Below are 21121 nucleotides of genomic sequence, written 5' to 3'. Positions count from 1 at the left end.
AGTCAAATTGCAAAATTACATTGCACACATAAATTTAGCGCACCTCGTCGGAAAAACGGGATCCTGAAACAAAATGAAAGCATAATGCCACCATCCTAAAAACATCCCCCTTCTCCCACCCGATACCGCGTTCAAATTTCCCGAGGAAATACGTCATGTCGTTAGCTGTAAACACCAATATCGCTTCGCTCACCGTTCAAACCAATCTGAACAGGGCGTCTAGCGCTACTGCTAACTCAATGACCCGCTTGTCCTCGGGCCTCAAAATCAACAGCGCTAAAGACGACGCCGCCGGCTTGCAGATCGCTACGCGTCTGACCACCCAGATCAGGGGCTTGACCGTTGCGACCAAAAACGCCAACGACGCGACCTCTATTGCGCAAATCGCTCAGGGCGCCTTGCAAGAAACCACCAGCGTCTTACAGCGTATGCGTGAACTGGCTGTTCAGTCCCGCAATGACTCCAACACCAGGTCTGACCGTGCCGCCTTACAGTCTGAATACGGTCAGATGATGGATGAGCTGACCCGTATCTCCACCTCAACCACTTTCGGCACGGGTATGAAGTTGCTGGATGGTTCGGCGTCGGCCCTGATGTTTCAAGTCGGCGCTATGACCGGCTACGACCAGCATATCGATCTTAGTATCGACTTGGACGCCTCGATTTCCGGCTTGTGGGTTGCCGGTACGGCGATTACGGGCGGCAATGTAAGCGATGCTCACATCGCCGCCGATGTGGCTATTTCTTGCATTGACAGTGCGCTGTACCAAGTCAATACCACCCGTGCTTATCTGGGTGCGAAGCAAAACCGCCTGGCAAGCACTATTAGCAATATCGCTAACATCGTCCAAAACGCTACGGCCTCGCGTTCCACCATCCAGGACGCTGACTTCGCGTCCGAAACGGCCGAGCTGACCAAGCAGAAGACCCTTCAACAGGCCTCTACTGCGGTCCTGTCTCAAGCCAACCAAATCCCTGCCGCTGTACTAAAGCTACTCCAGTAATCGCTAGGTGATTCACCGCCTCCTCCTTCACGACGATCGCTTGCGAAAGCAATAACCGGTCAACGGTCGGCCTGGGCAAAACCACGCACGCCGGCTTGAAACCCTTGAGCCAGGCAGTGCGGGGGTTTTGCGGGGGTCATTGACCTTCTCAATCGGCCGATCAAAACAGCCGATTGGCCATTTTTCCAGCCCCTCCGTAACGTATTCGCTGGGTGCGACAGATGCGCGCACCATTGAGCATATCGTCCCCATGCTCAGCCCACGATCACGCACGAGCCCGCCATGTCTTTGAACACCCCGCAGCAAATCGCCGAAATTGCCGTCGAAAGCGGCGTCAAGAAGGCTCACTTGAGCCTGCCCTCGTTGATGATCCTAGGTTTTTTGGCAGGAGCATTTATCGCCCTCGGGTTTCTCCTCGACATTCATGTCAGCACCATGATTCCCAAGGAGCGGGCTTCGCTGGGCAACCTGCTTGGCGCCGTGGTGTTTCCTGTGGGGTTGATTCTGGTAGTGCTCGCCGGCGGCGAGTTGCTGACCGGCAACATGATGAGCCTGCCCATGGCACTGTTCGCTGGGCGTATCGGCGTCGGTCAGCTAGCCCGCAACTGGGCGCTGGTGACCCTGGCTAACCTTATCGGCGCAGTGTTCGTTGCCTATAGCTTCGGGCACCTGGTGGGTTTGACCGAAGGCGCTTTCATGGCCAAGACCGTGGCCATCGCCAATGCCAAGGTGGGGGCCAGCTTCGAACAGGCCTTTATCTACGGCATTGGTTGCAATTGGCTGGTGTGCCTGGCGGTGTGGCTCAGCTACGCAAGCAAGGACGTGGTCGGTAAAGTGGTGGGCATGTGGTTTCCGGTAATGGCCTTCGTCGCGATCGGCTTCCAGCACATCGTCGCCAACATGTTCGTCATACCCGCAGCGATTTTTGCCGGCGCCCTAAGCTGGGCGCAATTCGGCGGTAATTTCGTTCCGGTGTTTTTGGGTAACACGGTAGGCGGCGCGGTGTTCGTAGGCCTGGCGTATTACGTGGCCTATTTCAAGACAACCCGTCAGCCCGCCACGCTGCCCACAGCCAATAGTGCACAAACACTGGAATAACACAGCAACGCCAGGCGGGCGCTGCCTGACGCCGTTACGGTATGCCCGCCCCCTTCACGCATTCACCCTACCCATCACCTCTACCTGCGCCTTGAAGCCCGGCATCCCACTCCCCACCACGAGGGTTTCTCTCAACCGGCTAACTTCGCATTGAAGCTCGGCAATTGTGAGTTGCTGGCGCTTGAGGCGGTGTTGGTCGCTGTCGTGCAGGGCGGTTAACAGTGCCACCCTTCGCCGGGACGCGGTCAGCTCTTGGCTTACCATGTCCAGCTCGCGGTTAAGCAGGATCGTATGGTGCTTCCAGGTATCGAGCAGCGACGGCACACTGAGAGAAAACCGGTCGTCCTGGCTTGGTTCAGGCATGAGCGTGGGTAGCTGAGCGTCCATAAGAGCATCCTGTCGACAGTGTATGGATATACAGTATAACGGCAAACAGGTGCTTCTCTGCTAGCCGCTTATGGTCGGAGGGGACGAATGGCACCCGTGTATGGAGCCGTGCCCCACTGGATAAGCGCTACGCCCTCGCCTGCCAGTCCCAATAAGGCGGGCTGCCAATGGCGTTTAACAAGAACTCTGTAACGGCCCTGACTTTTCGAGAGCGCAGACGGTTTTCTGGGGATATCAGGTGAATCTGGCTGGGGTTGGCCTCGATGGAGCCGGCCCAATCTGGCAGCAATTCCACCAGCGCGCCCGAGCGGAAGTTCTCTTCTTTGAACAGCCAGGTAGGGAAGAAGACGATACCCAGGCCACCAAGCGCGGCCTCCACCAGGGCTTCGGCGTTGTTGCTGCGAAAGGGGCCCCGTACATCAATTACCTCAGAAACGGCCCCAGCCTGTTGCCGGAAGTACCAGCGCTGCTGCCCGCCGGTGCCCTTGTACACCAGGCAACTGTGCGCGGTTAACGCTTGCGGTGCGCGCGGTGTACCTCGGTTGGCCAGGTACTCGGCACTGGCGCAGAGCACATAGCGTTGATCGCAGACTTTACGGCCGATCAGGGCAGAATCTTCGAGGTGGCCCACACGCAGGGTGACGTCGGCGCCTTCCTGCACAGGGTCGATGAACAGGTCGGTCAGGGTCAGCTCTACCACCAGGTCGGGGTAGGCGCGGTGCAGGCCTTTCACCAAGGGTGCAATGTGCAGGCGCCCCAGTGCCACGGGGGCGTTGATCCGCACCAGGCCTCGAATGTCGTTGCCCTTCCCCGCCACGTCGTCGGTTGCAGAATCCAATAGCTCTATCACTTCGCGTATCTGTAGCAGGTACCGCTCACCGGCGTCCGTAAGCTTTACCGCTCGCGTGTTGCGGTAGAACAGCTGCTGACCTACCTCCTGCTCCAGGGCCGCGATAAAACGGGAAACCGATGACGCAGGCACCTGAAAATGCCGTGCCGTGGCGGCAAAGCTGCCGGTGGCCGCCACCATTGCAAAATATCGGTGAGCCTTGAGGTGCATGTGACGCTCCTGATGCAATGCCATCCCGCCGGCATTGCTTTTATCACAACTATGAATTGCCCTGAAGCTGGATTGTTCCATTTACAGCACGAAATTAAGCTGTGCCCTTCTTGTATGGAAGGCGATAACACATGACACAGCTCTGGATCATTCCTCTGGTTGTCCTGGCGGGCATGGGGCTTTCAGTCGAGGCCGGGCTGCTCGGGCCACTGGGGGCGGAAGTGGGCCATAGCTGGGCCACCCTCGGGATCTTTGCCATCGGTTCGCTGTTGCTGACCTTTGGCCTGATCTTCGGCCGCCCCCGCCTGGGCCTGATGTTCTCCAAGCCGCGCTGGTTGCTCACCGGCGGCATTCTCGGGCCGGTCTACGTGGCAGCCCTGACCATTGCCACCCCGCACATTGGTGTGGGCCTGACCATGGTCGGCATCCTCTTCGGCCAGGTAGGGGCCAGCCTGATCATCGATCACTGGGGCCTGTTGGGCAGCGCCAAACGCCATGTGGACCGTTACCGCATCGGCGCCTTGGTCGCCATTCTCGCCGCCCTCTGGCTCATTCATTAAGGATTAACCCCCATGGTTGTACTGATGCTTCTGGTTGTTGTGTTCAGCGGGGCCGTCCTGTGTGCGCAGTCCGCGATCAATGGCCGCCTGGGCACTGAGGTTGGCGTGCTGGAAAGCGCGTGGCTTACGTTCACTCTCGGCACCCTGGTTAGCTTCCTGCTGGCGTTCTACCTGGAACCCCCACATGCGCTAAACCTGTTCAGCGTACCGCGCTGGCAAGTGGCGGGCGCCTTCTTCGGCGTGATCTACATGCTGGTGATTGTCTTCGCAATGCCCCGGGTGGGTACTGCTGCGGCCACGGTGTCGGTTATCAGCGGGCAATTGCTAATGAGCCTGTTGATCGACAACTTTGGCTGGTTTGGCAATACCGTGATCCCGCTAGGCCCACAGCGCATGGTTGCCCTCGCGTTACTGGCCATCGCCTTGGTGCTGATTTACCTCAGCAACGTCACACGTGCCGCCGAAACGACCAAACAGACCCCGGCAGCGGCCCCGCTGAGCGAGTGATACGCGGGCGATGTTTCGCCCCCCGAGTGCCTCCACCGCACCTGCCGCCTACTGCGCGGGTGCCCTACACCGAGAGCCTACCTGTATGACTGATCACAACGCCCCTGAATTTATCGACCCACGCGACGCCGACATGCTTCAACGCGCGCCCCTTGGCGCAGTACACCCATCGACCAGCGCGCCCCTGATCGTGACGCCGACCTTCGTGTCCCGCACCGACAATACGCCCGAGCACCAGCGTGCCCACGACGCAGGCTCGGGCGTCGATAAGGACGGCCGAGAGGTGAAACACCCGGACCAGCACCCTGAGCGACTGGCGCTGGAGCCCAACCCTAACCTGGCCTTCGAGCATTGGGACGAATACTGGCGCAAGGTGCATGGGCCTAAGTTCGCCTATGAGGAGCCGAATACGTCTAACAACCTGGTCGTGCGTTATGACCAGGTACACCGGATCGCTTCGGGCCCATCCTCGGCCTTCCGCCCACCTTACCGCGCACAGACCCTGGAAGACGGCCGCCTTCAGCCACAGCCGGCTCGTCACGTACCGGCCTACCACCGCCCGGCGTGGGATGGTTTCGCCTACATCGCCTACCGCGACCAGGCTGATATCGAGAAAACCTTGAGCCAGGCGCAATACGCCGAGCGCATCATTGCAGATGAGCAGACCGCCTTCCGCATGGTGACCCGTGAACTGGCGCGCGAATACATCCTGATTCCAAGTGCCAGCCATCGTGAGCCCATCAGCCTGGTGAAGCTGCACTTCTGCAAGCCCGGCGTGCCCCGCGAGACCTTTCAGCAGCAATGGCTGCATGAATTGGCAGACCAGGTGATGGCCAAGGCCGCGACCCAAACCTACGTCCGGCGTTATGTACAGTTGCACCCCTTCGGTTCTACCCAGAAAGACCCGGAAGGCTCAAAAATAGACGGCATCACGGTGCTCTCGTTTGCTTCACTCAACGACGCGGAAGATTTCGTGGCCAGCCGCGACTGGGCAGACATCGAGGCAGCGGAAGCGGCCTTTACCGATGCCGAGCAGTCCACCTTCTGGACCGCAATCAACTATGTAGTCATCAACCGGCTTGGCCCTGAGCTGCGTACAGACCGCTAAACCTACATAGGCCCGGCACTCGATGCCGGGCTTGGGCGTTTGCAGTACACCACCGATTGCCAGGCCGGTATGAATCGAATGGGGCGCGCAGGCCACAGTCGATCTGCTTTCTTGACCTTCCCATGGAACCCAATCACCTAGCACGTCACTCAGGCGGTACTACCGTTCCGGGGCGTAGCACATGAGTATGGTCAGCGCGGGGTTTGCTGCAGCCAGAGCAGCCAAATTAGGCCTTAGCCAGATAGACCCCGCCAAGGTCAAGCAGGGCTTCCAGGTTGCCAGCGATATCGCCGGCAAGGCGGCCTTGCACGTCAAAGGCTCCTTGCTGGAGCAATATAAAGGGGACCCTGCTGGTACCACCTCCAAGGCCCTGGAAATGGTGTTAGAGGCGCTGAAAGGGCTTCAACCTGTAAAGGACTCTGCACCAAACGAAACAGGCGGCTCTTTCAAAATGGCCGGGGCTGCCCATGGTGCGAAAGATGTCGAGTACGAGCGTGACAAGGATGACCCTACGGTCATGAGCTTTTTGAGCATCAAGGATGCTGCAAAGAAAGAGATGGTCTCCTTAGGCCAGAAGCTTGCGGATGCAATGGCCGTCGTGCCACAACAGGCCAAGGATCTGATTGAGTCCAGTCACTTGCGCAGTGCGGCCCTGGCCAGTAGAACAAGCTTGAATAGCGCACTACAGGGCTTGGGCAGTCAACTAGCGGGCGCTTCGCGGCCTCGTCCTAAAGAAATGCCAGGCAACGCGTTTCCTAAGCAGTCCTGGGCCGGCACACCACCTCCGATTCCGCCAAGGAAGCCGCCTGAGAATACTCAGCCCTCGGCAGAGCAGGCGGGTGCTAAACCGACAGGAACCGCTAATACCGCAAGCACGCAGAAGAAGGAAGCAACACCTTATGATGTGTTGGGCGTTGAAAAAGACGCAACACAACGCGAAATTAAAGTTGCATACCATAAGAAGTCTTTAAAGGTACATCCAGATCACAATAAAAGCCCTGACGCAACAGCTCAGTTTCAAGCACTCTCGGCGGCTTACGAGGCCTTGAAAAGCTAAGGCCTATGGTAGCCCTTCACGCATATGGCTCATAGCCACCCAACTAACACGCACACTAAAGCTCATTAAGGCTTCAGCACTACCCAAGGCGCTAACGTGTTTGCGTCACGCATTGCACATTGCCTGACCGCCATCGCAATCTGCGAACGCGCAGCAATCAATTTAGTATGAGACACCTTCGTGCTTGCGGCTGATAACGTCTGCCCCCCTCTAACCGATCCTTTTTGCAGCGCATTATAAGACGCAGGTGAGAACCCCACCGTAGTAAGGTCAGGGCGGTTGAGGCTAACCGCAGCCAGGTCATGCCCATTATTACCTCGCTTGACATCGAGGGTCAGTTTTCCCAAGAAGTTATTGTTGGTATCCCATAGCCTGATCCCGTATTGCGCTTGATCAGCACCGGGCTTATTCAAGGGCAACTCCCGCGTCTTCAACGCCTCCAAAGCTGTTGATGCTAAGAAACGGTGGTCTGGATCAGTCGATTCTCGTGCGATTTGGGCGAGCACATCCAAGACGCCGCTGTTGACAGAGCCCGACGCTAGCTTGTCCGGAAGCGGTACGCCACCCGTTCGGGTAGGTGAGCCTTTTGGGCCAAGGGGCTCTACTGAAGGGAGGGGGTTAAGGCCGGGACGAAAAGTTTGGAGCGAAATCATGGGTACCTTTGCTCAAGCGCATCCAAGGGGTTAGTCACACTGAGTGGTCAATACGCCCGACCCGTTCCGTGTGCGTTGCAAAGCACTTGAGAAAACCCAAGAGCTGTTAGCTTGCTGAAGCGGCATCTGGCAGGTTCACCCGATACCGAGTGCTGCGCCCGCCGCCAGGCAGGCGCAGCAGGCAGCCGTTCTCTAACAAGTGGCTAAGATGGCGAGTCGCCGTTGCTTTTGACACCTGGGCCACGGCTTGATACTGGGCAGCACTGATTCCCCCTTCGAACCCTTTTTCACCGCCGTCGAGCAAGCGGTTCAGCACTTTGATCTGCTCGGGCGAGAGCCCGTCTGCGCGATGAGCCTGCCAGAATCGAGCTTTTGCCAGTACGCGGTCGATGCGTATTAGCGCTTGCTCAAGGCTTTTTAGAAGCGTGGCAATAAACCAATGAAGCCAGGCGGTAATGTCTAATGTGCCTTTTTGGCTGGCTTCAAGAATGCGGTAATAACCGGCACGGTCCTCAAGAATACAGGCCGATAGGGCGTAAAAACGAATGGTCTTTGGCTCATGCTGGGCCAAGGCCAGATCTGTAAGGGCCCGTGTCAGGCGGCCGTTACCGTCGTCGAAGGGGTGCAGGGTGACAAACCAGAAGTGGGCGATGCCTGCACGTAGCAGAGGATCGAGGCCGGTGTCATGACGGCTAGTCTCGAACCAAGTGATGAAGTCAGCCAGTTGCGCCTCAAGCTCGGCGCGCGGTGGCGCCTCGAAGTGTACAGTGGGGCGATCAAGACGGCCGGAAACCACCTGCATGGGATCTTCTCCGCGAAGCATGCCAATGCGTAACGGGCGAGCCAAACCGCCATCGCCGCTAGGAAATAGCCAGCGATGCCAGCGATACAGCCGTTGAAGGTCGAGGGCCGACTGGTGTTCGCTAGTAGCATTAAGCGTCAACTGCGCTAACCCTTCGGAACGTGGGCTAATGGCGCCGGCTTCGTTCACGCCCAAGCGGCGTGCCAGAGAGGAGCGCACTGATCCTACATTTAAAGACTCACCCTCAATGGCTGATGAGGTGATGATGTTTTGGAGCAGGGCATCCAGGCTGCTCTGCGCCTCGGTGTCTTCCCCCACTGCGCCCAACATGCCTAGCAAGCGCCCATGAGTGTGCGTACAAGACCGCAGAAGCGGCTCCAGTGGAGCGCTTTTCCACGTAAGGCCGGGCCAGTCAGGCTGTTGCCAGATCCATAACAGGTTGTTCATAGGCATACTCGTCGATGAGCCGATTAGCGGCCTTATTCGGCTCACTTAATGAGCCGATAATGCCGCTTATTCGGCTCACCGTCCAACCCGGAATGCCACTAAGCCTGTGCCAGGCATGTTTGCAGGGTCACCACTGAGCGTTACTTTTCCGAGACAGCCCACCTGCGCCGCCCCCTGTGGGCTCTCTCACAGGCTTGCCAGCTGCACGTGGCACTGCCGCGATTGACCACTGCTCAACCTGGGCCTGCCCTTCCGCCAATGCCGTGGCGATTTCGTCCACGGCCCAGCCGTCCAGGACGTTAGGGTTATCCAGCATCGTCAACGGCAGTTTTTCGCGGGCTAGCAAATGGTTCAGCAACAGGTTGCCGAAGAGGTGCGCGCTGTTATTGGGGAAGGGTTGCAGCTGGTTGAGCGACTGGCAGAGCTGAATGATCTGAAGCTGCCGCTCACAGGCCGTTGCCCTAGGCGTGGCGGTGCGCTGCGTTTCATAGGCACACATGAACGCTGTCATCTGCGACCTCATCACTGAAAACGGCACGCCGGCCTGCATCAACACGGCATAGTCGGTGAAAGCGTCGTCAGGTTGAGCGTAAGGTTGGTGCTTACGCAGATCGAGGAAGCGTTTATAGGCGTGCTCCGACTTCACAACCGCATAGGTAGGCAGCGTTGTACGTAGCGCCTTGGCGAACGCCCTGAGTTGCCTGGCGCCCGTGACGGTCATGTTCCAGCCCTCATGCAGGGCCAGATGGCAGGTGGACGTTTCGCGTTCGTAAGGGCGGCTCAGCTGGCTACAGGCTTGATGCAGCCCGCAGACGAAACCTGTGGCAACACGCACGCCCAAGTCATTCAGGGAAAACTGCCACCCATGCAGTACCCCATATAAATAGCCTGGCGTGCTGTCGAACATAAACGGCATCAAGGGGTTATCACGCGCCCCGGTGACGTAGGTTTCTACGAAACGAACCTTATGAGGGTCCAGGCACAAGCGCCAGCGTTGATAGGGCTGGATGCGCGCCAGCGGCGAAAAGGGGTCGTCACTGAACTGCTGCTGTAACCGATCGATATCAGCCATATGCAGCCTGATCTGCGTGGAGTCGAAGGGGATTGTCGACGCCTCAGCCTCAGGGCTGCCCTCAGCCAGGCCTTCCGCCAGAAGTGGGGCATGGCTGGCCAGCCGTTGTGACGTCAAGGCCGCTGTTCGCAGCACCAATGCCTCCACTGCCGGAGGAATCGGCCCCTCCAATGGCAAATGAACACCGGCCTCCTTGAGCGCGCCGTTTGCCGCCTGCAAGGTCGCGATCATGCAGGCCTCGGCGGTACTGATCCGCTGCTTCGCCCGGTTGTTCTGCTGCAACTGGGTAAAGGTAGCCCGCATGTCCTCGTCGAGCCGCTTGGCTGCCCGCTGCGTTAATTCCTCCACGCTATGAGGGCCAATCCTTTCAGCGGCGGCAGTGGCCTCTGAGGGCATCGCCTCCGCGGGCGAGACGGCCATGGGGCGGGGCGAGGAGGACGAGACGCTGACCATGAGGGCTCCAGAAGGCGGCCCCCGGGAAAACGCAAATACGCACAGGGCCTGCTACCTGTGTGGTGGAGGGTCAACAATGGGTTCCAGCCCGCCCGTTCACTGCCTGCTAGCCGGCGCGCTAGCGTTGCCTGCGTCCGGGCCTGCTTCCACGTCCGTTGGCGCTGCGCTTAAGCTAAGCCGGGAACCCAGGCTGCCCAAACTGACACGAGGCGCGGCATTATCCGTCGCCCGAGGCGCTACTGGGGTGGGTTGTGGATTGGCGAGGCGACGTGCCATTGCGTTTAGCCCGTTGGTTACGTTACGCACAACAGGCTCCGCAAGGGTTTCCGTAACAGTCGTCGCGACCTGAGGGGCCATCTGCTCGACGCCGCGTAAACGGTTGTAGGCGTTTTCTGCGGCGCGCCAGGCGGTATCAGGATGAGTGCCATGATCAATGGTTTCCCGCCCTGGGCGCACCATATTGGTAAGCGCACTCTGCACCCGACCACTGCCGTCTGCCTTGGCTTCCGCCCCAGATTGCTTGTTGGCCTCGAACGGCATCTGCAGCCCCAACGACTGCACGCCGGTAAGCAACACTGACCCCGCGGCGCCTGCGAGGGTGTTGACGTTCATCAAGGCAAGCGCCCGGTCCACAGCATGGAAGGCGAACATGCCTTCGGTCCCGCTCCACACCTTGCTGGCATAGCTTTGCCGGGCATCGCTCTGGCGCGGGTCGAGAGCAGGTCCGGCGTTCTTCCCCGCGCCCTTCAAGCGCTGCCCCAAGTGGGCTTGGGCAGCTGGTTTAGGCACGTAGGCCGGAAGGTCACGGCCATCGTGACGGTAGGTCTTGTTGAGCTGGCCCAGCGCCTGGCTGGAACTGGCCACGAATTTGCCGCCAAACGAGGTCAGCGCCCGGGCGCCTACGGTAGCGGTGTTCAACGAGGTGGTGACTGCAAGTAACTGGCGCATCATCTGAGCGCTGGGCAGGCTGAGGAAGGTCAGCCCATCGCCTCGTAATGTACCCGTCTTGTAATCCTGCTGGTCAATGCGAAGGCCTGACCGGGCCTGCGCTAAACGGGCTTGCTCGGTGGCCAGTTCAGCGTCGGTGCGCTCGTGATAACGGCCATTCACCATCGTGCCCCGCCCAGCGTCGGGAATCAGCGATTGCACGTCCACCTTGCTGGGCTCCCGCATACCCAGGCTGGACATCACTTCGCGCACGGCAGGTTTGGCAGTAACGTCCAGCGTCTCGTGGGCGCCGCCCACCGCAGCACCGTTGGCCAAGGCCTGAGTGGCGAAACTCAGTACGCTCACTTCAGGGTCAAGGTAAGCCCGTGCCAGCACAAACTGGAGGCTTGAAGCGATACCGTCCGGCACTCCTGCGCCAACAGCGCTGCGCAGTTGCGTGAACAGCCCGTGCCGGGCGTCATTGAGCGCCTTTACCCGGTCGTCCAGGCTCACCTGTTCCAGGGCAGTGGCCAATGGGCCTTCGCGATGAACCTCATCCACCTGGCCCTTGAAGTAGTCCGCCACCTTCTGCCAGTGCTCTACCGCCGTCTGGGTGTCGCGCATCGGCTGCGCTTGCGCCATCGTACGCGGCGGCGGCCGCGACCCGAACGCACGCTGGTCATCCCGCGCGGTTTGCAACCGTGCGAGAGCGGTCGCATAACTGCCCTCAAGCACCTGGTCCACGCTGCTGCTGCACCGCTCGGCCAGGCGACACAGGCTACGGCGCCCTGCCTCGATGTGGGTGCGTTCAGTGGGGGTCAACTTACCCTGCAACACTTGGTGAAAAAACGCCTCATGGCCTTCCAGGTGCTTGGCAATGTCAGCCAGCCCTTTCTCCAGCGTGGCTTTCAACTCATCGTGGGCGGGCAACGCACCCTCGGGCTTGGCGAACAGGGCGCTGATATCAGCCTCCAACTGTTTGAGGCTATCTGCATGAGGCACCCGTGCCGCAGACACGTCATCGTGATTGAGGTCCAGCAAGTACCCGGCTTCATGGAAATCCAACTGGGGGTGCTTGCTCAGCAATTCACCTTCCAAGGCCATGCGCTGCTTGGCCACAGACAGTTGCCCGTCAGCATCGTCTAGCGCAACCGTGGCGGCATGTCGGTCCAGCTCGCTGGCTTTGCGGCGCAGGTCTCGAAGGCCCGGTATTACCTGCTCGTAGTGCCCTATCGCGGTCGGGGCGTGTCGCCCAAGCGCAGCGGCCTGCTGGGGCAGCAAGGCAGGCGCGCTGCTAGGGGCAACAGTGCGGGTGGCAACCTGGTCGCCATGGGCGGGCGTGGCGGCGTGGGCTGCCAGCGCGGCGGCCTGCGTGGCCTGAGTGGCGGTACCTAACGGGCCGAGGGTCATCGCACCGGCCCTCGTCTGGCGCTGGCGTGCTGTGCAGGCCCAGCGTCAAGAAAGAAGTTTTCACGCCATGCCTTGGCCATGTCCGCCAGTTGCCCGAGCAACTCCAAAAACGCGGCAGCGTTTATCGTTTGCAATGACACGACGGCTGCAAGGGTGGCGCGCTGGGTTTTAGGGTTGAGCGTGCAGCTAGGGCTGGCAGTGCCCACGAACAGGTGGAAATTGATTTCCAGCAATCGCGCCAATACGGCATCGCGCTGACGATTGGGCACAGGGCCCAGGTCACAGTGGATGATGACTTCGTAGGCGGGGGCTTCGCGCTCCACCACACTGAAATCGACCCCGTCGATGTTCAGCGCGGTGCGCTCATACAGGGTATGGGGATTGGGGAGCAGCGTGAGGCGACAGACATCATCGACCAGCAAGCGGTAAGCGGCGGTAGGCATCGTAACGTCCGGGTTAACCGTTTCATGTGCCTACTACGTGACTCAAACGCTCATCGCGTTCCTGCCTGCCAGCAGAGTTCACAAAAACTTAACAAAGGGCCGTCGTAGACGGCTCGCCGGCCCCTGCTAACCCATACGCGCTTGAGCGACGCAGGTAATCATCGGTTGGGGTCTGCCCAGAAAGTAACCCTGGGCATGGTCATAGCCCAAGTCTCGCAGCAACGTCAGGTCATCAAGGGTTTCCACGCCCTCTGCAAGCACCTCCAGGCCAAAGGCACGGCCGAGTGCCAATAGCGCGCCCAGCACCTTGCGCCGTTGCGCCGGGTCGGGGATGCACAGGGCTTGGCGGTCTATCTTGAGTATGTGGAACGGCAACTGCAGCAGATAGGCAAGGTTGGCATGACCGGTGCCAAAGTCATCCAGCGCCAGGCGCACCCCTAACTGCCTAAGCTGCGCCACGCTAGCCTCCACCTGAGCATTGATGTGCAGCGCTGCGCCCTCGGTCAGCTCCAATACCAAACGCTCGCCAGAAAGGCCGGTACGCTTCAGTACGGCCGCCAACCGGGCGGGCAAGCCTGGGTCGGCCAGTTGTAAAGGCGATAGATTTACCGAGAGGCTCAGCGACTGTGGCCACTGGGCGGCCTTGTCACAGGCCCGCTCCAGTACCCACTCACCCAACTCGCCAATCAGGCCATTGCGCTCGGCCAGCTCGATAAACACATCAGGCGTGACCGGGCCCAGCCGTGGATGGTGCCAGCGCAGCAGGCACTCGTAGCCCGTCAAACCATGGGGCATAAGCTGATAGAGCGGCTGGAAATGCAATTCAAACTGCCTCTCGGCGATGGCAACCCGCAGATCGGCCGGGGTGGGCAGGGTTTCATTGGCGACCACATACAGGCCACCGGCATCCTCAAGGCGGTCACGGCCGCCACGCTTGGCTCGGTACAACGCCCGGTCGGCCCGCTCAAGCAGGTCGGCGCTGTCTGCTACATCAGCCATGGCGCTGTGCGCCAGCCCGATACACACCGTGAGCGTGGCGACGCCGTCTTGGCGGCCAAGGTGGGCAATGTTCAAGTCACGCACGTTTTGCAGCAGGCGCGCTGCGATCTGTAGGGCAGTGTCGGCATTGACGCCGGCCAGCAGCACCACGAACTCTTCCCCACCAAAGCGCGCGATAACGTCCTGCGGGCGCATGGCGGCCTTGAGGGTAGCGGCCACGGTCCGCAGGCAATCGTCGCCTAGCAGGTGCCCATAGTGGTCGTTATAGCGCTTGAAGTGGTCGATATCGATCAGCAGTACCGCGCCTTCGGCCTCGCGGCGCAGGTGTTGTGCCCACAGTTGCTCAAGGTGTGGCTGCATCTGCCGGCGGTTGGCAAGGCCGGTCAGGGGATCGGTCTCGGACAGGCGCTGCAAGTCATGGTTGGCATTGCGCAGCAGCACCCCGCGCAGCTCCTCCCTCAAGCGGTAGAGGTAACTGCGACGGCTTTCGATGCTTGCCCAGTAGTTACCCAACAGCGAAAAGAACGACGACGAGAAGGCTGCGGTGAACATCAGGCCACCCATGCTCCAGGAAACGTGGGCTTTATGGATGGCAAACGCTGTGACGGCGAGCGCGAACAGGTTGAAACGCAGCGCAACCGTGAACGGGCTTTTCATGCACGCGTTCACGTAAATGGTCATCAAAGGCCAGCAGAAGATGAACAGGGCCTGATCGACCGTGCCCACATGCAGCCCATTGATCACAACGTTGTAGACCACGATCAGGCCAACGTAAGACGGTATCAGCGCGATGCGCTCAAGCCAGGGCGCCGAGACTTTGCGCATCAGCATCAGGCACATCAAGGAGCATGGCAGCGAGATGCCAAGCATCTGTGCCGCTGCCCATAGGAAATCCTCAGGCTGTAGCAGTAACTTCCAGATCAGGTAACTGTTGTAGCTCACTGTCCCCAGCAATAGGCAAAGAAACAGATGGCGGCGGCGGCTCGCGCGGTTGTCCTGCTGATAGCGGCTTTCCAGCGCCTGGGCGAAGGATTCTATCTGCCTAGGCTTAGTGAGTTCGCGCTCGATTTGGAGGATAAGGCTGTGCATGACATGTCCCTGAACAATGCCAACAATCGCAGCGCAGCAGTAGTTATCGCGCCATTAATAGCAGTATGACACTAGACGTCAAAATACGTGCGCCAGATTTATGGCTATTCGCTGAACGGTCGGTCTTGGGGAATGAACGGCAAGCACCTTGGAACAGGGGTAACACGAGGGCCTGCATTGCACAGGCCTTGTGTCTACGGCAACGCGCGTTAGAACGCGCTCTTCAACCGCTGGCCGCCATACATCTGGGCCTCTTGAGCCTTTTCCACCACCGCTGCGGTGCCAAAGAACTCATGGGTTACGCCGTCGTACAGCTTGCGTTCCACAGGCACGCCTTGGCTGCGCAGGGCTTGCTCAAGCTGGGCGCCATCATCACGCAGGGGGTCGATCTCGGCATTGATGAGGGTAACCGGGGGCAGGCCGTGCAGGTCCGCATGTACCAGGTCAAGGCGGGGGTCCTTCAGGTCAGCAGGGCTTTTAGTGGTTTGCGCCACGAACCACAGCATCATGGGGCGGTTAAGCGGCTTGGCGTCAGCGTACTTCAGGTAAGACGCGGTGTCGGTGTTGGTTTGTGCAACCGGGTACACCGCCAGCACATGCTTGGGCTGGGTCAGGCCTTTATCCCGCGCGGCGATGGCCGTAGCCACTGCAAGGTTACCGCCAGCGCTCTCCCCTGCCAGCGCCATGCGTTTCGGGTCACCGCCCAGGCTGGCAGCATTGGCGCCCAGCCACTTCCAGGCCGCTACGGCGTCATCATGGGCTGCAGGGAATTTGGCTTCCGGCGCGCGGCGGTAGTCCACCGACACCACGATGGCGTTGGCTTGCTTGGCCAGGCCACGGGCGCCGCCGTCATACACGGTACGGTCCGCGATCACCCAGCCACCGCCGTGGAAGTACAGCACTACGGGGAACGGCCCAGTGCCGGCAGGCATATACACAGTGGCAGGCAGGGTGCCGGTTGCCCCGGTCACAGTGATGTCTTTACTGGTGACACCTGGCACCAGCGCGGTAGGGCTGCTGTCTTTCCCCTGATCGGCCAGTACCCGCTTGACCGCATCCGCCACCGTAGGCTGCTTGCGCGCCTCTTGCGGCGTGGTTTTCTCGATGGCCTTGGGGTCGAACGCCGCTTGGGCATTCAGCACTTTCTGCATGTCGCTGTCGGTACGGAACAGGCTCTTGGTAGAGCTGACCGCCAATTCACCCAAGGTGGGCTTTTCAGGGTCGCGGGCGCAGCCGGTCACAGTGGCGATGCCAGCGGCAACGGCCACTACCAGGGCACAACGGAGCAAACGAGATGAACGCATACTGACGTACCTCAACGATCAGGGATGACCTGAGTGGTGGAATGGGCAAAACGTAACCCGTATGCCTATTCGAAGACGATGGCGAAGCGGCGTTCAGGGCACATTGCCACTTCGCTGATAAGCGGTAGCACCACGCGCTCGCGGGTGTAACGCAATAAGGAGTGACTGAGCCGGCCCGCTTTACTAGGATAGCCCTATGCCTCTACCCGCGAGCCCAGATGAACGACCAACGTGCCTTTTCCCTCGACGGGGTTGACCGTCAACTGATTGCAGCCCTGCAAGTGAACGCTCGCGAGAGCGTGGCGACCCTGGCCCGAACCCTGGGCATCGCGCGCACTACGGTCACCTCCCGTCTTGCTCGGCTGGAGCGCAGCGGCATCATCGTCGGCTATGGGGTGCGTGTTGCCCAGCGTGCAGTCAGCGGTGGTTTGCAGGCCTACGTGGGCATCACCGTGCAACCCAAGGCCGGCCGGGAAGTGCTCAAGCGCTTGGGCGCCATGGCGCAGATACAACAGCTGTGCGCCGTCAGCGGGGAGTTCGACTATGTCGCCTGGCTGCGTACCGACTCGCCCGAGCAACTGGACCAACTGCTTGACCAGATCGGCACCTTGGAAGGAGTCGAAAAAACCACGACCTCGATCATTCTCAGCACCAAAGTGGACCGCGGGCGCGGCCAGTAATCACGCCGGTCGCCAGCAGCATGGTCACTCTGTCAGCAGGTTTCGTCACAATGACGGAAACCTGCGCATAAAGCCTGCACTCTGCACCTTAATAACGTGCGCCGCCCTCCCTAGAATGCTGGCCAACCTTTTCTATACTCCGTTAGCGCATTCCTGTGAGGTGTCCATGCCCAAGCTCAACCGCCATCCTGCCGGTTTCGACAAACCGATCACGGTGTTTGGCCCGGACTTCCCGTTCGCTTTTGACCAGTGGATCGAGCACCCAGAGGGCTTGGGCAGCATTCCAGAGGCGAACCACGGGAAAGAGGTCGCCATCATCGGGGCCGGTATCGCGGGGTTGGTGGCCGCCTATGAGTTGATGAAGCTAGGCCTGCGCCCGGTGGTGTATGAAGCCTCCCGCCTGGGTGGGCGGCTGCGCTCACAAACCTTCGAGGGGGGTGAGGGGATCGTGGCAGAGCTGGGCGGCATGCGCTTCCCGGTATCGTCTACGGCCTTCTACCACTACGTGGACATGCTTGGCCTGGAAACCCGACCTTTCCCCAACCCCCTGACGTCGGCGTCCGGCAGCACCGTGATCGACCTGGAAGGCCAAACGTATTACGCCGAGCACGTGAGTGACCTGCCCAAGATGTTCCATGAGGTCGCCGATGCCTGGGCCGATGCCTTGGAAGAGCGCGCGCAGTTTCAGGAGATTCAGCAAGCCATCCGCGACCGCGACGTCACCCGCCTGAAGGCGTTGTGGAACACCTTGGTGCCCCTTTGGGACGACCGCACCTTCTATGACTTCGTGGCCACGTCCAAGTCCTTTGCCGGGTTGACCTTCCAACACCGCGAGATCTTCGGCCAGGTAGGCTTTGGTACAGGCGGCTGGGATTCGGACTTCCCCAACTCGATGCTGGAAATCCTGCGGGTGGTGATGACCAACTGTGACGACCATCAGCACTTGGTGGTGGGTGGGGTGGAGAAGGTCCCGCTTGGCATCTGGCGGCACGCCCCGGAACGCTGCGCCCATTGGCCGGAAGGCACCAGCCTGAGTACCCTCCACAGCGGGGCGCCGCGCAACGGCGTGCAAAAAGTCGCCCGGGCCGACAATGGCCAGTTCGCCATAACCGACGTGTGGGGGCATGTGCGGCACTACCCTGCAGTGCTCGCGACCTGCCAAAGCTGGTTGCTGACCACCCAGATCGAATGCGAAGAGTCGCTGTTCTCCCAGAAAATGTGGATGGCACTGGACCGCACACGTTATATGCAGTCGTCCAAGACCTTCGTGATGGTGGACCGCCCGTTCTGGAAAGACAAAGACCCGGTCACCGGCCGCGACACCATGAGCATGACCCTGACCGACCGCCTGACTCGTGGCACGTACCTGTTCGATAACGGCGAGGGCAAGCCGGGGGTGATCTGCTTGAGCTATTCATGGATGAGCGATGCGCTGAAAATGCTGCCCCACCCGGTAGAAAAGCGCGTAAAGCTGGCCTTGGACGCCCTGAAGAAAATCTACCCAACCGTGGACATTGCCGGGCACATCATCGGCGACCCCATCACCGTGTCCTGGGAAGCGGACCCACACTTCCTCGGCGCCTTTAAAGGTGCCCTGCCGGGCCACTACCGTTACAACCAGCGGATGTATGCCCATTTCATTCAAAAGGACATGCCGGCCGAACAGCGCGGGATATTCATCGCCGGCGACGACGTGTCCTGGACGCCCGCCTGGGTAGAGGGCGCGGTGCAAACATCGCTTAACGCGGTATGGGGCATCATGAACCACTTTGGCGGCCGTACCCGCCCCGATAACCCTGGCCCGGGGGACGTGTTTGATACCCTGGGACCCATCGCCCTTGCGGACTGACCCATGCGTATCGCGCTCTACCAAGGCCCTGCGGGGCCTCTCCAGCCGGCCCATAACCTTGAGCGGCTCTCAACCTGGGCCATTGAGGCTGCACGCCGCGGCGCAGGCTTGATCGTCTTTCCAGAGATGTTCAGCAGCGGCTACAACATCGGCGCCGAGGCGGCAGCCAGCCACGCTCATGCCCCCGAGGGTGCCCTGCCCACCCAGGTTGCCGCCGTGGCCAAGGCCAATGGTATCGCCGTTGCCTATGGCTACCCTGAAGCCGGCCCAGACGGCAGGGTTTACAACGCCGCTCAAGTAGTCAGCGCCCGGGGTGAGCGCGTGCTGGATTACCGCAAGGCTCACCTGTTCGGCGGCCTGGACAGAGCGATGTTCAGCCCAGGTGATGGCGGCTTCGCCGTTGCCGAGCTGGACGGGTGGAAAATCGGGCTGCTGATCTGCTACGACGTAGAATTCCCGGAAGCGGTGCGCCAGTTGGCGCTGGCGGGCGCCGAGCTGATTGTGGTGCCTACCGCCAACATGGTGGGCTATGAGGTGGTTGCGCGGGTGACCGTGCGCGCCCGTGCCTACGAAAATGGCTGCTACCTGGCCTATGCCAATTACTGCGGTAGTGAAGGTGACTTGGAATATTGTGGTTTAAGTAGTGTGAGTGGCCCAGACGGCTCGGTGCAGGCGATAGCAGCGCACGAAGAGTGCCTGATCTTCACAGACTTAGATGCCGCTTACTTGAAGGACGTACGCCAAGCGACCCCTTATTTAGTAGACCGCCGCACTGACCTATACCGTCAACCCTGACGCCAGTCAAAATGTCGACTGAGGCGACGACTCCAAAACAATGATAGCCATTAAAATGGCGCCAATATTTTGGAGTATAAATAACCTTAATTCCTGTCTTTCCGTTAAAACCTCATTATTTATCATATGCTTACTCATTTTCACAGCTAAAATCCAGCCCTGGCCATCATGCGGAATCATAGTGATATCATAAAGATGGCGTCAAAAATATTAGTTGTTATTTTTCAATAACTTAAAAATATACAGCCCGCCACCTTCACCTGCTGTCGGTTAATTCAGCGGAATTGATTGACAGGGTGCAAAGAAAGCCGGATATATCACCCACCTGAGCAAACGCCTCAGAAAGTGGCAGATGGCCACGCAACAAAAAGTACCCATTTTTACTGGCTGAATTCCTCGATCCGCGAGCCTTTCGCGATCAAGAATCGCCCGGGACGCCAACGCTCGGCCTGAATTTTGACCGGCACGCGCCCTTTTCCGGGCCGCGACCTGTTAATCAGCAGCATTTAAAACATGGCCTCTCGTTCGGCTTAAACAGCCTGGCGGCCTTGGTAAAAGTAATGTTCGAAGTGTATCGCTTCGGTTTTAACAGCACGTATTTAATTATGCTTAGAGTGCTCTCTCATGTCGCCGTTACTTCAAAAAGACTCAACGTCCATTGCATTGATGGTCGACGACATGGATCGCCAAGGCTATGCGGTGATTGAGCAGGCATTCGCGCCTGAAGTGCTTGAAGGGCTGCGCCAGTACGTTCAAGACGAAGCGGCTGAGCACCCAGGGCAGTATTTTGCTTACCACGGCGTACAGGCCTTGGCGAATAGCCCACTTGCTGCGCTGGTCGCCTCGCCAACCCTGGCCGCTACCCTCGACCAGTTGCATCGCCACGCTACCGGCGCTTCGGCGGCCAGCCACGAGATCTTCCCTGTGCTGCGCTGTGTGCAAGGGAGCAGCGGCCTGCGTGAATCCAACGCGTTCCACTATGACGCAACCCTGCTCACGGTACTGGTGCCCATCGTGATTGCGCAGGAAGGCGAACAGCGCGGGGACCTTATGTTGTTTCCCAACCTGCGTCCGGTACGCCGCAGCGTGATCGTGAACGTGCTGGAAAAGGCACTGCTCCAGAACAGCCTCAGCCGCCGCCTGCTGTGCCGCGCCATAGACGCCGGGTGGCTCACGCCCCGCACACTGCCCCTGGTGCCCGGCAACCTGTACGTGTTCTGGGGCTACCGCACGTTGCACGCCAACCAGCCTTGCAGCCCCGAGGTCACCCGCGCCACCGCGTTGTTCCACTACGGCGACCCCCATGCGGGCAGCGCAACGACACGCCTGATCCTCACGCTCAACCAGCAGCGCGCGCGCCGCAGTGTTGCCCCTTCCAACAAGGTCGCCTGACCCAAGGACAGCTACCCGCGCAGGG

At 59.9% G+C, this 21121-nt stretch carries 19 protein-coding genes; 10 read left to right on the top strand and 9 right to left on the bottom strand.

Going from position 1 to position 21121, the window contains the following annotated elements; translation table 11 throughout:
* Window positions 1–155 precede the first annotated feature (155 nt).
* Window positions 156–1004, top strand: a complete 849-nt coding sequence (locus tag AC4LE2_RS02490; protein ID WP_491823942.1) for a flagellin domain-containing protein — start codon at window positions 156–158, stop codon at window positions 1002–1004.
* Window positions 1005–1286: 282 nt separating this feature from the next.
* The gene (locus AC4LE2_RS02485) at window positions 1287–2102 is read left to right on the top strand and encodes a formate/nitrite transporter family protein (protein ID WP_491823941.1); all 816 of its coding nucleotides are present in this window, start codon (window positions 1287–1289) and stop codon (window positions 2100–2102) included.
* A gap of 54 nt (window positions 2103–2156) precedes the next feature.
* Here the strand turns inward: AC4LE2_RS02485 and AC4LE2_RS02480 are convergent, their stop codons facing one another.
* Together AC4LE2_RS02480 and AC4LE2_RS02475 are read right to left on the bottom strand one after the other, a co-directional pair.
* Window positions 2157–2489: a hypothetical protein gene (locus tag AC4LE2_RS02480; RefSeq protein ID WP_491823940.1), complete on the bottom strand. Its 333-nt coding sequence runs from the start codon at window positions 2487–2489 to the stop codon at window positions 2157–2159.
* 127 nt (window positions 2490–2616) lie between these two features.
* Entirely contained in the window at window positions 2617–3549 is a 933-nt protein-coding gene (locus AC4LE2_RS02475; protein WP_491823939.1) for a LysR family transcriptional regulator, read from the bottom strand.
* 131 nt (window positions 3550–3680) lie between these two features.
* Between AC4LE2_RS02475 and AC4LE2_RS02470 the strand changes: the two genes are divergently transcribed.
* The 4 genes from AC4LE2_RS02470 (at window position 3681) to AC4LE2_RS02455 (ending at window position 6781) form a co-directional block, all read left to right on the top strand.
* Window positions 3681–4109, top strand: a complete 429-nt coding sequence (locus AC4LE2_RS02470) for a DMT family transporter (RefSeq protein ID WP_491823938.1) — start codon at window positions 3681–3683, stop codon at window positions 4107–4109.
* A gap of 12 nt (window positions 4110–4121) precedes the next feature.
* Window positions 4122–4616 (top strand): DMT family transporter, encoded by a 495-nt coding sequence (locus AC4LE2_RS02465; protein WP_491823937.1) that lies wholly within the window; start codon window positions 4122–4124, stop codon window positions 4614–4616.
* Between the two features lie 85 nt (window positions 4617–4701).
* Window positions 4702–5724, top strand: a complete 1023-nt coding sequence (locus AC4LE2_RS02460) for an EthD domain-containing protein (RefSeq protein WP_491823936.1) — start codon at window positions 4702–4704, stop codon at window positions 5722–5724.
* Window positions 5725–5905: 181 nt separating this feature from the next.
* Window positions 5906–6781 (top strand): J domain-containing protein, encoded by an 876-nt coding sequence (locus tag AC4LE2_RS02455; RefSeq protein ID WP_491823935.1) that lies wholly within the window; start codon window positions 5906–5908, stop codon window positions 6779–6781.
* Between the two features lie 65 nt (window positions 6782–6846).
* Here AC4LE2_RS02455 and AC4LE2_RS02450 read toward each other — a convergent pair whose 3' ends face one another.
* The 7 genes from AC4LE2_RS02450 to AC4LE2_RS02420 form a co-directional block, all read right to left on the bottom strand.
* Window positions 6847–7194, bottom strand: a complete 348-nt coding sequence (locus tag AC4LE2_RS02450; RefSeq protein ID WP_491823934.1) for a hypothetical protein — start codon at window positions 7192–7194, stop codon at window positions 6847–6849.
* A gap of 346 nt (window positions 7195–7540) precedes the next feature.
* Window positions 7541–8683 (bottom strand): Fic family protein, encoded by a 1143-nt coding sequence (locus AC4LE2_RS02445; RefSeq protein WP_491823933.1) that lies wholly within the window; start codon window positions 8681–8683, stop codon window positions 7541–7543.
* A gap of 127 nt (window positions 8684–8810) precedes the next feature.
* On the bottom strand, window positions 8811–10208 hold the full coding sequence (locus AC4LE2_RS02440) for a hypothetical protein (RefSeq protein ID WP_491823932.1): 1398 nt from the start codon (window positions 10206–10208) through the stop codon (window positions 8811–8813).
* Between the two features lie 96 nt (window positions 10209–10304).
* The gene (locus tag AC4LE2_RS02435) at window positions 10305–12545 is read right to left on the bottom strand and encodes a type III effector HopM1 (RefSeq protein WP_491823931.1); all 2241 of its coding nucleotides are present in this window, start codon (window positions 12543–12545) and stop codon (window positions 10305–10307) included.
* The gene (locus AC4LE2_RS02430; protein WP_491823930.1) at window positions 12542–12988 is read right to left on the bottom strand and encodes a CesT family type III secretion system chaperone; all 447 of its coding nucleotides are present in this window, start codon (window positions 12986–12988) and stop codon (window positions 12542–12544) included. Before AC4LE2_RS02430 ends, AC4LE2_RS02435 begins: the two co-directional genes overlap by 4 nt.
* A 126-nt stretch (window positions 12989–13114) precedes the next feature.
* Window positions 13115–15076 carry a putative bifunctional diguanylate cyclase/phosphodiesterase gene (locus AC4LE2_RS02425; RefSeq protein ID WP_491823929.1) on the bottom strand — a complete coding sequence of 654 codons (1962 nt, stop codon included), beginning with the start codon at window positions 15074–15076 and terminating at the stop codon, window positions 13115–13117.
* Between the two features lie 209 nt (window positions 15077–15285).
* Window positions 15286–16380 (bottom strand): alpha/beta hydrolase, encoded by a 1095-nt coding sequence (locus AC4LE2_RS02420; RefSeq protein WP_491823928.1) that lies wholly within the window; start codon window positions 16378–16380, stop codon window positions 15286–15288.
* Between the two features lie 218 nt (window positions 16381–16598).
* On the opposite strand from AC4LE2_RS02420, the gene AC4LE2_RS02415 reads away from it, so the two are divergent.
* The 4 genes from AC4LE2_RS02415 (at window position 16599) to AC4LE2_RS02400 (ending at window position 21096) form a co-directional block, all read left to right on the top strand.
* Window positions 16599–17060 (top strand): Lrp/AsnC family transcriptional regulator, encoded by a 462-nt coding sequence (locus tag AC4LE2_RS02415; RefSeq protein ID WP_491823927.1) that lies wholly within the window; start codon window positions 16599–16601, stop codon window positions 17058–17060.
* 166 nt (window positions 17061–17226) lie between these two features.
* Window positions 17227–18909, top strand: a complete 1683-nt coding sequence (locus tag AC4LE2_RS02410) for a flavin monoamine oxidase family protein (RefSeq protein WP_491823926.1) — start codon at window positions 17227–17229, stop codon at window positions 18907–18909.
* Between the two features lie 3 nt (window positions 18910–18912).
* Window positions 18913–19704, top strand: a complete 792-nt coding sequence (locus AC4LE2_RS02405; protein ID WP_491823925.1) for a carbon-nitrogen hydrolase family protein — start codon at window positions 18913–18915, stop codon at window positions 19702–19704.
* Window positions 19705–20328: 624 nt separating this feature from the next.
* Complete coding sequence (locus AC4LE2_RS02400) at window positions 20329–21096, top strand: hypothetical protein (protein ID WP_491823924.1); 768 nt, start codon at window positions 20329–20331, stop codon at window positions 21094–21096.
* Window positions 21097–21121: the final 25 nt, after the last annotated feature.

It is taken from the genome of Pseudomonas sp. 9.3L, assembly GCF_058536285.1.
The sequence above is the reverse complement of the archived record's forward strand: the minus strand, read 5'-3'. Positions and strand labels throughout refer to the sequence as shown.